The organism is Mesorhizobium sp. WSM3873 (assembly GCF_001672445.1).
In the GTDB taxonomy this organism is placed as follows: domain Bacteria; phylum Pseudomonadota; class Alphaproteobacteria; order Rhizobiales; family Rhizobiaceae; genus Mesorhizobium.
Genome location: NZ_LYTM01000025.1, coordinates 17,996 through 30,734, shown reverse-complemented (window position 1 = coordinate 30,734; position 12,739 = coordinate 17,996). Strand labels below are relative to the sequence as shown.

The 12,739-nt window shown below is 64.5% G+C and carries 13 protein-coding genes and 1 pseudogene; 9 read left to right on the top strand and 5 right to left on the bottom strand.

Annotated features, from left to right (window positions below; all coding sequences use genetic code 11):
• Positions 1 to 41: 41 nt before the first annotated feature.
• Positions 42 to 356 (bottom strand): GYD domain-containing protein, encoded by a 315-nt coding sequence (locus A9K71_RS17755; RefSeq protein WP_066998476.1) that lies wholly within the window; start codon positions 354 to 356, stop codon positions 42 to 44.
• Between the two features lie 414 nt (positions 357 to 770).
• Between A9K71_RS17755 and A9K71_RS17750 the strand changes: the two genes are divergently transcribed.
• A complete protein-coding gene (locus A9K71_RS17750) occupies positions 771 to 1,937 on the top strand; it encodes a PLP-dependent aminotransferase family protein (RefSeq protein WP_197504246.1) in 1,167 nt (388 codons plus the stop codon).
• 225 nt (positions 1,938 to 2,162) lie between these two features.
• On the opposite strand, the gene A9K71_RS17745 is transcribed toward A9K71_RS17750, so the two are convergent.
• On the bottom strand, positions 2,163 to 2,516 hold the full coding sequence (locus A9K71_RS17745) for a hypothetical protein (RefSeq protein WP_066998540.1): 354 nt from the start codon (positions 2,514 to 2,516) through the stop codon (positions 2,163 to 2,165).
• Between the two features lie 363 nt (positions 2,517 to 2,879).
• Between A9K71_RS17745 and A9K71_RS17740 the strand changes: the two genes are divergently transcribed.
• Complete coding sequence (locus tag A9K71_RS17740; RefSeq protein ID WP_066998470.1) at positions 2,880 to 3,425, top strand: YbhB/YbcL family Raf kinase inhibitor-like protein; 546 nt, start codon at positions 2,880 to 2,882, stop codon at positions 3,423 to 3,425.
• A gap of 175 nt (positions 3,426 to 3,600) precedes the next feature.
• On the opposite strand, the gene yghU is transcribed toward A9K71_RS17740, so the two are convergent.
• Positions 3,601 to 4,470 (bottom strand): glutathione-dependent disulfide-bond oxidoreductase, encoded by an 870-nt coding sequence (yghU, locus tag A9K71_RS17735; protein WP_066998468.1) that lies wholly within the window; start codon positions 4,468 to 4,470, stop codon positions 3,601 to 3,603.
• 210 nt (positions 4,471 to 4,680) lie between these two features.
• Between yghU and A9K71_RS17730 the strand changes: the two genes are divergently transcribed.
• Both A9K71_RS17730 and A9K71_RS17725 read left to right on the top strand, forming a co-directional pair.
• Complete coding sequence (locus tag A9K71_RS17730; RefSeq protein WP_066998466.1) at positions 4,681 to 5,583, top strand: S1C family serine protease; 903 nt, start codon at positions 4,681 to 4,683, stop codon at positions 5,581 to 5,583.
• A gap of 1 nt (position 5,584) precedes the next feature.
• Positions 5,585 to 6,526 carry a LysR family transcriptional regulator gene (locus A9K71_RS17725; RefSeq protein ID WP_066998464.1) on the top strand — a complete coding sequence of 314 codons (942 nt, stop codon included), beginning with the start codon at positions 5,585 to 5,587 and terminating at the stop codon, positions 6,524 to 6,526.
• On the opposite strand, the pseudogene A9K71_RS30540 reads toward A9K71_RS17725, so the two are convergent.
• Positions 6,477 to 7,206 (bottom strand): annotated as a pseudogene (locus A9K71_RS30540) (SDR family oxidoreductase). The gene A9K71_RS17725 and the pseudogene A9K71_RS30540 sit on opposite strands and share 50 nt — an antisense overlap.
• Positions 7,207 to 7,496: 290 nt before the next feature.
• Between A9K71_RS30540 and A9K71_RS17715 the strand changes: the two are divergent.
• Positions 7,497 to 8,093, top strand: a complete 597-nt coding sequence (locus tag A9K71_RS17715; protein ID WP_066998458.1) for a YdeI/OmpD-associated family protein — start codon at positions 7,497 to 7,499, stop codon at positions 8,091 to 8,093.
• Between the two features lie 310 nt (positions 8,094 to 8,403).
• Here the strand turns inward: A9K71_RS17715 and A9K71_RS17710 are convergent, their stop codons facing one another.
• The gene (locus tag A9K71_RS17710) at positions 8,404 to 8,586 is read right to left on the bottom strand and encodes a hypothetical protein (protein WP_066998455.1); all 183 of its coding nucleotides are present in this window, start codon (positions 8,584 to 8,586) and stop codon (positions 8,404 to 8,406) included.
• Positions 8,587 to 9,140: 554 nt separating this feature from the next.
• Here A9K71_RS17710 and A9K71_RS17705 point away from each other — a divergent pair.
• Genes A9K71_RS17705 through A9K71_RS17690 form a run of 4 tightly spaced genes read left to right on the top strand, consistent with a single transcriptional unit; the run spans position 9,141 to position 12,738 of the window.
• A complete protein-coding gene (locus A9K71_RS17705; RefSeq protein ID WP_066998453.1) occupies positions 9,141 to 10,349 on the top strand; it encodes an ABC transporter substrate-binding protein in 1,209 nt (402 codons plus the stop codon).
• Positions 10,346 to 11,146 carry an ABC transporter ATP-binding protein gene (locus A9K71_RS17700; protein ID WP_245299661.1) on the top strand — a complete coding sequence of 267 codons (801 nt, stop codon included), beginning with the start codon at positions 10,346 to 10,348 and terminating at the stop codon, positions 11,144 to 11,146. Before A9K71_RS17705 ends, A9K71_RS17700 begins: the two co-directional genes overlap by 4 nt.
• Positions 11,139 to 11,843, top strand: a complete 705-nt coding sequence (locus A9K71_RS17695; protein ID WP_066998451.1) for an ABC transporter ATP-binding protein — start codon at positions 11,139 to 11,141, stop codon at positions 11,841 to 11,843. The genes A9K71_RS17700 and A9K71_RS17695 overlap by 8 nt, the downstream gene beginning before the upstream one ends.
• A 7-nt stretch (positions 11,844 to 11,850) precedes the next feature.
• Positions 11,851 to 12,738 carry a branched-chain amino acid ABC transporter permease gene (locus A9K71_RS17690; protein ID WP_066998448.1) on the top strand — a complete coding sequence of 296 codons (888 nt, stop codon included), beginning with the start codon at positions 11,851 to 11,853 and terminating at the stop codon, positions 12,736 to 12,738.
• The last annotated feature ends 1 nt before the right edge of the window (position 12,739 follow it).

Here is a 12,739-nt window from a genome sequence, read left to right as displayed (position 1 = left end):
CGGGACGACCAACACGCCGTCCGCGCTGCCTGGCCAGGCCGTCAGCCGGCGGGCTTGTAGGCGCCGGCAGCCTTGTTGGCGGCAGCGAGCACCGCCTTCATGTCGAGTTCTTCGAGGACGACCAGCTCGCTCAACGAGCCGCTCGCGCGCACGGCAAGAGCCATGCCCATCCCGGCGACCTGATCCGGCACCTCGCCATTGACGACGACGTCGTAAATGCCGCGCGTGAACATGACGCTGCTCATCCTGCCGCCGACGCTTTCAAAGAGCGCCTGGATTGCAGCTTCGCGGTTCGATCCCTGCATCAGCCCTTTGGCGGCATGGGGTTCGTAACTTGCCAGTATGGTGACCTTCATGGCTATCTCCTCCAAATATCATTGCCTCAGGCTGCTCAATGGTTTGAGCAGCCGAGGTGATTGTTGTTTCACTGACATTTGACCTGGTCACGGACCGCCCGGGCACCATGGCCAACAGGCGGTTCAGCCGGAGCACGGCTTCGGCTTCAGACAATATGCGCCTATTCTAATATTACGACAATCCCGCGATGAGCGGACCGCCGTCGTGTCAGATATCTCCGTCAGGATATGTGGGCCAAATGTCGTCAGAGCGATGCGCCATGGCCGTTTTGTGTATTCACGCGACGGACGTGGCCTGATAAGTGGCCTGATAATAGGTCAACGAAGCTGACCCAAATGCTAAGCCCCTGAACGAAGCACTGCGGGAGGTGCGTCTTGACCCTGTTGAACCTTCTGGCCTCGCGCTCCTCGCGCATGAAGGCCTCGGAAATCCGCGAGCTCCTGAAGCTGCTCGACCAGCCCGACATCATCTCGTTCGCCGGCGGTATTCCCGATGCCTCGCTGTTTCCGGCCGAGGCCATCGGCGATGCCTATCAGGCCGTGCTCGGCGGCACGGAAGCGGGAGCCGCGCTGCAATACCAGGTCAGCGAAGGTTTTCTGCCGCTGCGCAAATGGTTGGCCGCCTATATGGGCAGGCTCGGCATTCGATGCGACGAGGGCAACATCTTGATCACCTCCGGCTCGCAGCAGGCGCTCGACTATCTCGGCAAGCTGTTTCTGTCGCCCGGCGACACCGCGCTGGTCACCTGGCCGACCTATCTCGGCGCGCTGCAAGCCTTCAACGCCTACGAGCCGCGTTACGACCGGCTGAACACCGCCGGCGGCAACATGACGCCGGACGCCTATCGCGCGGCCGCCGCGGCTAACGGCGGCAAAGTGAAATTCGCCTATCTGGTGCCGGATTTCGCCAACCCGACCGGCAACACGCTGGATAGCAAGCAGCGCGAGGCGGTGCTCGACCTCGCCGGCGAGCTCGACATCGCCGTCATCGAGGACGCCGCCTATCGGGCACTGCGCTATGACGGCGAGGCGGTGCCCCCGATCCTGGCGCTGGATTGCGCCCGCTCGGGCGGCATCGACAATGCCCGCACGCTCTATTGCGGCTCCTTCTCCAAGATCCTGTCCCCAGGCATGCGCGTCGGCTGGGTCTGCGCCCCGCGCCATGTGGTGGAAAAGCTGGTGCTGATGAAACAGGCCTCCGATCTGCACAGCCCCTCGATCAACCAGATGGTCATGCATCGCGTTGCCGAGACCATCTTCGACGCCCAGGTGGAGAAGCTGATCGGTGCCTATCGCCGTCGCCGCGACGCGTTGCTCGGCGCGCTCGAGGAAAACATGCCGGACGGCATTTCCTGGAGCCGGCCGGAAGGCGGCATGTTCGTCTGGCTGACGCTGCCCGAAGGCACTGACGCCACCGGGTTGCTGGCGCGTTCGGTGAAGGAGGCGCGCGTCGCCTTCGTGCCGGGCAACGCCTTTTATGCCGACGGCACCGGCCGCAACACGCTGCGCATGTCCTTCACGCTGGCCGACGACCGCGCGGTGGGCGAGGGCGTGCCGCGATTGGCGAAGCTGCTGAGGTAGCCAATTCCCTCAAAGAGAGATCGAAGCCGGCTATCACCTCCTTCTCGCGCAGGCGTGATTGGTAGTGCGCAGCCGTGATTATAGCCACGCCGATTCTTCGGCTAGGGTCGCGGCCGATCCAACACCCCCTGGATCGGCAGGCAGCGAAGTCCCACCTTCAAGGCCTCAACGAAAGAGCCCCGACGGCTTCCACCGGCGGGGCTTTTTTGTGTCGGCGATCCGGCGCTACTTGTTGCAGTTCTGCATGTTCGAGGTCGTATTGCCGCTGGCCGTGTTGTTGTCGGTATCGTTGGCGCCCGTATCCTTGCAGCGATCCTGCATGCCAGCCGGCTGGTTCGTCGAATTCGTGGAATTCATGGAATTCGTGGAATTCGTGGTGGTCGTATCCGTGCCAGGGGTTGCCGGCGTGGTAACCGTGGCACCGCCCGTCGCACCGCCCGAGGCGCCGCCAGTCGTGCCCGAGACGCCGCCCGAAACGCTGCCGCTGGCGTCGCCGCTTGCACCGGCTGTCTGAGCCATGGCGCCCGAGGTCGCGAGCGCCAGGGTAAGAACGGAAGCTGCGAGAATCTTCTTCATCATCAGGAAATCTCCATTGGTTTGCATCGTTGACTAAGTTTCCAACGGAGCTTTCCAGGGGATGTTCCGGCTGAAAAAATTCGTGAAGAACCGCATAGCTCTGTTTTTCTGAGCCAACAGCCAGATCGCGTGGCGGCACTTTCAGGAAGGGCCGGCAAGGGCAAATCGTGTCGCCGGATTGGCGAGAGGGGGGGATAGTATACACGCATCGCCGCGCGTGACACTGGTCATCCGCAGTGCTCCGGATCCTCTCCTTGTGGGGGAGATCGGCAGCTCCGGCGCCTGCCGGCCCGTCATGCAAAGTTGCTCGGCTCCGGCGCGCCTTTCGGATAGACTTTCGGCAATCCAACTAGAAGGAGTGAAGCCATGACTTCGCGCCTCGGCCTGATTGGACTTGCCTTCGCTGCCTTCGCCACCCAGGCATCCGCCTTCGAGATCTCCAGCCCGTCGGTTTCCAACGACAAGTGGGACGCAAAATATCTCGGCGACAAGCCCGGATGCGGCGGCAAGAGCGTCTCGATCGCGCTTGCCTGGAAGGAACCGCCGGCGGGCACCAGGAGCTACGCGCTCACCATGTTCGATCCCGATGCCAATGGCGGCAAGGGGTTCTGGCATTGGCTTGCCTGGAACATCCCGGCAAGCGCCAAGGGCCTCGCCGAAGGCGCCGGCTCCAAAGGCGGCAAGCGCCTGCCGAAGGGCACGGTGTCCGGCACGGGCGGCGTCGGTCGCGCCGGCTATTTCGGCCCATGTCCGCCGCCCGGCAGCGGCACGCACCACTATGTCTTCACGCTCTATGCGCTGAGTGAGGCGAAGCTGCGCACGCCGGAAAATCCGTCGCCCGAAATGGTGTCGGTCGCGGCGAAGAGCCAGGCGCTGGCGGAGGCCAGTGTGACCTACACCTACGGGAGGTAGCTGATCTTCCCCCCTTGAGGGCCCTTGAGGGGGAGGTGTCGCCGAAGGCGACAGAGGGGGCGGCGCGCACGATGCGCCAACTTGCCCTCTTATTGTTCGTCGGGCGTCGGCGCTCCAGGCGCAGCGACCCGCTCTGGCCTGCCGGCCATCTCCCACGCAAGGGGAAATCAGCAGCTCACTCCGCCGCTTGCAACCTGTCCTGCGTCTTCGTCTCGAAATCGCTGGCGTCGTGGCGCTCGTGCAGCTGGGAGGCCGGATCGCCGGAGATGCGGTTGACCATGCGGCCGCGCCTTACCGCCGGCCTGGCGTCGATCGCGTCGGCCCAGCGCTGCACGTGCTTATATTCATGCACGGCGAGGAACTGCGCGGCATCGTTGTAGCTGCGGCCTTTGGCGAGCCCGCCATACCAGGGCCAGACCGCCATGTCGGCGATGGTGTAATCCGGCCCGGCGAGATACTCGCTTTCGGCCAGCCGCCGGTCCAGCACGTCCATCTGCCGCTTGGTTTCCATGGCGAAGCGGTCGATGGCGTATTCGATCTTCTCCGGCGCATAGGCGTAAAAATGCCCGAAGCCGCCGCCGAGATAGGGCGCCGAGCCCATCTGCCAGAACAGCCACGAGAAGGTTTCGGCCCGCGCTGCACGCTCCGTCGGCAGAAACTCGCCGAATTTTTCCGCCAGATAGGTGAGGATCGAGCCCGACTCGAACACGCGCACCGGCTTCGGCTCGCTGCGGTCCATCAGCGCCGGGATCTTGGAGTTCGGGTTGACCTCGACGAAGCCCGAGCCGAACTGGTCGCCGTCATTGATGCGGATCAGCCAGGCGTCGTATTCGGCGCCCTTGTGGCCGCGCGCCAGCAACTCCTCCAGCATGATCGTCACCTTCTGGCCGTTGGGCGTGGCCAGCGAATAGAGCTGAAGCGGATGCTTGCCGACAGGCAATTCCTTCTCGTGCGTCGGCCCGGCGACTGGCCGGTTGATGGAGGCGAAGGTGCCGCCATTCGGCTTGTTCCAGGTCCAGACTTTCGGCGGGTTGTACTGGTTCATCTCGGGAGGCCTTGTTGCTGTGGGCGGATGCGGGGTTCGTTGGCGCAAGATTTAGGTGCGGTTGCGCGGGCGTCAAAGAAAAAAGTTCAAATTTCGTTGAACTAACGCTTGGGCCAGCAGCGCCCCGCCTTCTCCGTCAGGGACAGATGCCCTTGCACCGCGTCCCTTTGGCCATACTTATAGAAAAAGACCCGCAATTCAGGATCGACGATGACCATCGAAAAAATCTCGCGCTCCGTCGTGGCCGTGCGCGCCACGGTTCCGGACGACGCCTTCACCGCCAATGCGCTGGGCACGCGCCGCGAGGGCAGCGGCGTGGTGATCCGCGACAGCGGGCTGGTTCTCACCATCGGCTATCTCATCACCGAGGCCGAGGAGGTCTGGCTGACCGACCAGGACGGCCGCGTGGTTGCGGCGCATGCGCTGGCCTATGACCAGGAGACCGGCTTCGGCCTGGTGCAGGCGCTGGCGCCGCTCGGGCTGCCGGCAGTCAAGTTCGGCAATGCCAGGAAGGCCAATATCGGCGACGCCGTGACGCTTGCCGACGGCATCGGCCAGCAGGTCGACGCCCACATCGTCACCAAGCAGGAATTCGCCGGCTATTGGGAATATCTCATCGACGAGGCGATCTTCACTGCGCCGGCGCATCCGTCGTGGGGTGGTGCTGCGCTGTTCGACCGTGACGGCGAGCTGCTCGGCGTCGGCTCGCTGCGCCTGCAGATGAGCCGCGCCGGCGAAGTTGCCGACATCAACATGATCGTGCCGATCGACCTTCTGACGCCGATCCTCGACGATCTGGTCAAGCGCGGCCAGGTCGCCAAGCCGCCGCGCCCGTGGCTCGGCGCCTTCTCGGCGGAGTCGAACGGTATGGTGGTGGTGATGAGCGTCGCCGAAGGTGGTCCCGCGGCAAAGGCTGGCCTTCGCCAAGGCGACATCATCTCCGACGTGCGCGACGGCGAGGTTGACGGTCTCGCCGACTTCTATCGAAAACTCTGGCAGAACCCGGCCGGCGCGGAAATTCCGTTGCGCGTCGTGCGCGACGGCCGTGAGACCTGGCTTCGCGTAAAATCGGCCGACCGCAACTCCTTCCTCAAGAAGCCGCAGCTGCAGTAACGTGCATCCAAGGCTGCTGAAGACCTTTCTCGCGGTCGCGCGCACACGCAACGTCACGCGCGCGGCGGGCGAGCTCAATCTCGCGCAGTCGAGCGTCAGCGACCAGATCCAGTCGCTCGAGGCCGAGCTGGGCGCGACGCTGTTCACACGGTCGCGGCAAGGGCTGGACCTGACGCCGGCCGGCGAGGCGCTGCAAGCTTACGCCGAGGAATTGCTGGCGCTCGCCGACGACGCCCGGGCCGCCATCGATGCCACCAGGGCCGAGACGGCCGGCAGCCTGTCGATCGGCGCGCTCGAGACGATCGCTTCGGCAAAACTTCCCGGCTGGCTCGCCGATTTCCAGCCCGTTCATCCCGACATCGACATCAGGCTGAAAATCGCAGGCAGCGGCGAGTTGCGCCGCAGGCTGGGAGAGGGCGGGATCGACGTCGCCTTCTGCTTCGACAGACCGGGCGCCAGCGAGCCCGACGAGCGCTTCGCCAGGCGCCCCGTCGCGGCCGAGCCGCTGGTGCTGATCGCGCCGCCGGGCGAGAACCGGGCGGATGTCGATCTGGCGGAACTTGCCGAAAAGCGTTTCGTCGCCACCGAAACCGGATGCGTCTACCGCGTCATGGTCGACACGGCCTTCACCGAGGCGGGCCTCGGCGGACCGAAGCTCGCGGCCGAGGCTGGCAGCATTGACACCATCGCCGGCTTGGTGGCGGCCGGCGCCGGCTTCGGCCTTGTGCCGCGGCTGGCGGTCGCCGCGGCGCTCGATCGCGGCGAGGTGGCCGAGATCGCATGGCCGGGCCCGATCCGCTCGGCGGAGCTGGTCATGGTCTGGCGGCGCCGGCGCGTCCAGCCGCCGGCGCTGAAGCTCTTGCTCGCGGCGATGGGCGAAAACTTCGCGCTCGTCAGACCAGCCGCTGCCCGCCCTCGACATGCAGCGTCGTTCCCGTCGTAAAGCCGTTGCCCATCAGGAAGCGGATCGCGTCCGCAATGTCTTTCCGGCCGTCCGACCCGTCCCGCCGGCAGGCGCTTCGCCATCGCGGCAAGCGTCTCGTCCTTCGCATCGCCGGCAACGAATTGCCAGATCGGCGTGTCGACCCAGCCGGGCGAGACGGCATTGACTCGGATCGGCGCCAGCTCGATGGCCAAGGCCCGCACCAGCCCTTCGAGCCCGGCGTTGACGGCCGCGACCACCGAGCCGCGCGCGGCCGGGCGGTAGGCGGCAATGCCGGAGACGAAGGTGAGCGAACCATTGGCCGAAAGTTTCGGCGCGCCATGCTTGGCCAACAGCAGCGGCCCGTAGAACTTGCTGTCGACAACCTTTTGCGCCGCCGAAAGCTCGATCTCGGGCAAAAGCCGGTAGGCGCCTTCGATATCGGCCGCCGTGCTGACGATATGCTCGAGCCGGCCGATGCGCGCGAACAGCGCCGCGACCTCGGCCTCGCGGCTGATGTCTACCATCGCCGTTGCCAGCGCGGCCGGGCGATCGAGCTCATCGCGCGCAGCGTTCAGCCTCGCTGCATTACGCCCGGCGATGATGACGCCGGCGCCTTCGTCGAGGCAGCGCCTGGCAAGCGCCAGCCCCATGCCCGAACCGCCGCCGACGATCAGGATTTTTGTCTCATCCATGTCCATGCCTTTCCTTTGCATGGACGGTGATGTGGCAGGCCGGCACCCGCAAGGGAAACGGAAGAAACTGATAGTGTTATCGGAGAGTCCGATGGTTGGCTGGCGCGGCTCTGATAATTCAGCCAGCAGGGCAGACGGCGCGCGAAGGAACGCGGCCTTAAACTCCCACGACTATAAGCCAAAGCGGCGACGACGACTCGACAGGATTGGCGGGACAGCGCGCCCTCTGGCCTGCCGGCCGTCTCCCAACAAAGGGGAAGATCGGAGCCTCGGCTCACGCAAAAGAAGGAACACCGATGGCCCCCATCAAGGTCGACCCGAGCAAGGTCCACGAGTTCTCGGACGCTGAAAGCTTCTACTTCTGGCTCAGCCAAAACCACGCCGGCGAAAGCGAGGTCTGGATCAAGATCCACAAGGTTGGCTCTGGCCTTCCTTCGATCACGCCGAAGGAAGCGATCGACGTCGTGCTCTGCTTCGGCTGGATCGATGCGGTGCGCAAGTCGCTCGACGAGAAGAGCTTTCTGCAGCGCTACACGCCGCGCGGCAGGAAGAGCATCTGGAGCAGGATCAACGTCGACAACGTCGCGCGCTTGATCGAAGAGGGCCGCATGACGGAGCATGGCCTGCGCGAAGTCGAGGCGGCCAAAGCCGATGGCCGCTGGGACCGCGCCTATGGCGGCTCGAAAGAGATGACATTTCCGCCCGACCTGCAGGCCGCGATCGATGCCGAACCGAAGGCCAAAGCGATGCTGGCAAAGCTTTCGGCGCAGAACCGTTTCGCGCTCGCCTTCCGCGTCCACAACATGAAGACCGAGGCGGGGCGCAAGAAGAAGATCGAGACGTTCGTCGAAATGCTGAAGCGCGGCGAGACGATCTATCCGCAGAAGAAGTAAGGCACGATCCGGACCGGACGACCGCGCCAGCGACCTGGTAAGCAAAAACGCCGCCTTTGAGGGACGGCGTTTCCGGGAAGCGATGATCCCGAACCCTGTTGAAGCGGTCCGGGATCATCCGGTCATGAAGTTTTTGGCCAATTGCTGAAAAGCCAAAAGCCGGCGACGCGCCTTATGCGGCGAGCTTCTTGCCGTGCTTCTTGTGGGTACGCTTCTTGGTGTGGTGCTTCACATGATGCTTCTTGGCGTGATGCTTCGAGTGCTTCTTCACGTGATGCTTGCGGGCGTGACGGCGATGGTGCTTGACATGCTACTTGTGCGGGCCGTTGGCGTCCGGCTTGGCCGTCTCGGTGGCCGCAGCCGGAGCCGCGGTGGTCGTCGTGGTCGCAGCCATCGTGGTCGCGGCGGCGTTGGCTTCGGTAGTGCCGAGCGCCGGCACCGCGAAAGCAAGCGCGACCGCCAGGCCGAGAACGGAGAGAAGGGTCTTTTTCATAAGTCGGCATTCCTTTTTCGAAGATCGATATCAGGTTGTCGCTGGCCGTAGTTCGGCTGCTCCGGTGCCGCTTATGACAGCCGGTCTTTTCGCGAGTTTTTCCGGGCTGTTGAATCTTGTTTCCGGATTGTGTCTGGCGGGGAGGGGGCGCTTGCTGGTCAATTCGACCTGCCCCGGCTGGGTCGCGACATGGGCGGTGCCGGCGGCCGCCCCGTCGCGCAAGGCGCGGCCGGCATCGTCTGCGCCGCAACCTTGCCCGACGGTCCGACCGGCGGCTTTTTAGCGATGGCAAGCGGCTGCCCTGGTGAAGGGACACCATGCTGCCCCCAACCCATCCGCATGCTACGAAAATAGCATTCCCGGCCAGCGAAATGTGATGCTAGGCTCGGGCCCGTGCACCCAAGGCGCGCGGCGGCCCAGCCGCAAACGAGCAGGCCCGCAAGAATAGGAGTGGCAGGCGGGATCGAGGCGTCAATCCACAATCCGACGGAACTGTTGAACCATTGCGAGGTCCGCCGCGTTTCCCGTGGTTGGCCACAAGGGAGGAACTACCAGTGAAAGCATCCTATCTCGTCTCCGCCGCGCTCATTGCGGCATCCGCAATGCCGGCGGCGGCTGGCGAAATCTCGGACGGCAAGGTCAAGATCGGCATCTTGAACGACCAGTCCGGCGTCTATGCCGATTTCGGCGGCAAGTGGTCGGTCGAGGCCGCCAAGATGGCGGTCGAGGATTTCGGCGGCAAGGTGCAGGGCGCGCCGATCGAGATCGTCAGCGCCGACCACCAGAACAAGCCGGACATCGCCTCCAACATCGCGCGCCAGTGGTACGACACCGAGCAGGTCGATGCGATCATGGAGCTCACCACGTCTTCCGTCGCGCTCGCCGTCCAGGGGCTTTCCAAGGAAAAGAAGAAGATCGACATCGTCACCGGCGCCGCCTCCACCGACCTCACCGGCAAGCAGTGCTCGCCCTATGGTTTCCACTGGGCCTACGACACCCACTCCCAAGCGGTCGGCACCGGCGGCGCACTGGTGCAGCAGGGCGGCGACAGCTGGTATTTCATCACCGTCGACTATGCATTCGGCTATTCGCTGAAGGACCAGACCGCCAAGCTCGTGGAATCCAGTGGCGGCAAGGTGCTGGGCGAGGTGCGCTATCCGCTTGGCTCCACCGACTATTCCTCCTTCCTGCTGCAGGCGCAGTCCTCCGGCGCCAAGATCATCGGCCTAGCCAATGCCGGCCTCGACACCTCGAACTCGATCAAGCAGGCGGCCGAGTTCGGCATCGTCGCCGGCGGCCAGCGGCTGGCGGCGCTGCTCTTCACGCTGGCCGAAGTGCATGGCCTTGGCCTGCAGGCGGCACAGGGCGTGGTGCTGACGGAAGGCTATTACTGGGACCGCGACGATGTGAGCCGCGATTTCGCGCAGCGCTTCTTCAAGCGCACCAACCGCATGCCCAACATGGTCCAGGCCGGCACCTATTCGGCGGTGACGCAGTATCTGAAGGCCATCGACAAGGCCGGCACCGACGAGACCGAAGCGGTGGCCAAGCAATTGCATGAGATGCCGGTCAACGACGTGTTCACTGTGAACGGCAAAGTGCAGGCCGACGGCTCGATGGTGCACGACATGTATCTCTACCAGGTCAAGAAGCCGGAGGAGAGCAAGAAGGACTGGGACTACTACACCTACCTGGCGACCATTCCCGGCGACAAGGCCTTCATGAAAGCCGAGGACAGCGGCTGCCCGCTCGTCAGCAAGTGACGCTCGACACCGTCACCGCCGTCCGCCGGGATGGCATCGACCAGACGCCGCGGGTGGTGCTTTCCGCCCGCGGCTTGCGGCGCGACTTCGCCGGATTCGTCGCCGTGAAGGATGTCGACCTCGACGTCCACCACGGCAGGATCCATGCCTTGATCGGCCCGAACGGCGCCGGCAAGACCACCATCTTCAACCTGTTGACCAAATTCCTGCAGCCGACCAGCGGCACCATCCAGCTGCTCGGCACCGACATCACCCGCACGCCGCCGGCCAGGGTGGCGCGCATGGGGCTTGTACGCTCCTTCCAGATATCGGCGATCTTTCCGCATCTCAGCGTGCTCGACAATGTGCGCGTCGCGCTGCAGCGTCCGGGCGGGCTGGGCTATCAGTTCTGGCGCCCGGTCTCGGCGCTGGACCAGCTCACGCCCCGGGCGCGCGAGCTGCTCGCCATCGTCGGGCTCGACGACGCCGCGCATCGGCTGGCGGGCGATCTCTCCTATGGCAGGAAGCGTGTGCTGGAAATCGCCACCACGCTGGCGCTCGATCCAAAAGTTCTGCTGCTCGACGAGCCGATGGCCGGCATGGGGCATGAGGATGTCGGCACGATCTCAGGCATCATCCGCTCGCTGGCGAAAGACCGCGCCGTGCTGATGGTCGAGCACAACCTCACCGTCGTTGCCGATCTCTGCGACTGGATCACCGTCATGGAGCGCGGCCAGGTGCTTGCCGCCGGCGACTACGCTACTGTGAGCCAGGACGAGCGCGTGCGCGTCGCCTATATGGGGACCGAGCATGAGTGAGCCGCTGCTTGCCGTGCGCGACCTTCATGCCTGGTACGGCGAGGGCCATGCGCTGCACGGTGTCAACCTCGAAGTCCTGCGCGGCGAGACGGTTACGCTGCTTGGCCGCAACGGCGTCGGCAAGACGACGACGCTGCGCGCCATCATGGGGCTGATCCGCAAACGGACGGGCAGCGTCACTTTCAACGGCAAGGACCTGATCCGCCTGCCGCTGCATCGTGTCGCCCATCAGGGCATCGGCTTCGTGCCGGAGGAGCGCGGCATCTTCGCCACGCTCACCGTCGACGAGAATCTGATCCTCCCGCCGGTGGTGGCCAAGGGCGGCATGAGCGTGGAGGAGATCTTCGACCTCTTCCCCAACCTCAAGGAACGTCGCAACAGCCAGGGCACGAAGCTTTCCGGCGGCGAGCAGCAGATGCTGGCGATCGCCCGCATCCTGAGGACCGGCGTCGAAATGCTTTTGCTCGACGAGCCGACCGAAGGCCTTGCGCCGGTCATCGTCCAGCGCATCGGCGAATTGCTGGCGACGCTGAAGAAGCGTGGCATGACCATCCTTTTGGTCGAGCAGAATTTCCGCTTCGCCGCCCGTATCGCCGATCGCTTCTACCTGATGGATCACGGCAAGGTGGTGGAAGGTTTCCCGGTCGGCCAGCTTTCGGCGCACACCGACAAACTGCACGAGGTGCTGGGGGTATGATGGCCAAATGACCATGATCTTCGGCATCCCCATCCAAGCCTTGCTCGGCCAACTGCTTGTCGGCCTGATCAACGGCTCTTTTTACGCCATGCTCAGCCTCGGGCTGGCCGTCATCTTCGGGCTCTTGCGCATCATCAATTTCGCCCATGGCGCGCTCTATATGTTCGGCGCCTTCATCGGCTATCTGCTGCTCGTCCATCTCGGCATCGGCTACTGGCCGGCGCTGATCATCGTGCCTTTGGCCGTGGGCCTGTTCGGCATCGTGGTGGAGCGTGTAGCGCTGTCGCGGCTCTACCGGCTCGACCCGCTCTATGGCCTGCTTTTCACCTTCGGCCTTGCGCTGGTCATCGAAGGCGTGTTCCGCTTCTATTATGGCGTCTCCGGCAATCCTTACGCGGTGCCGACCCTGCTTGCCGGGGGCACCAATCTCGGCTTCATGTTCCTGCCCAATTACCGCGGCTGGGTGGTGGTGGCCTCGCTCATCGTCTGCATCGGCACCTGGCTGCTGATCGAAAAGACCAGGCTCGGCTCCTATCTGCGCGCCGCCACGGAGAACCCCGAGCTGGTGCAGGCTTTCGGCGTCAACGTGCCGCTGCTGCTGACGCTCACTTATGGGCTGGGCGCAGCACTTGCCGGGCTGGCCGGCATCCTTGCGGCGCCCGTCTACCAGGTCAGCCCGCTGATGGGATCGGACCTCATCATCGTCGTCTTTGCCGTCGTCGTGGTCGGCGGCATGGGCTCGATCCTCGGCGCCATCGTCACCGGCTACATGCTCGGCCTCGCCGAGGGCCTGACCAAAGTTTTCTATCCGGAGGCCTCGAACCTGGTGGTCTTCGTCATCATGGCGATCGTGCTTTTGCTCCGCCCCGCGGGCCTGTTCGGAAGGGACGCGTAAG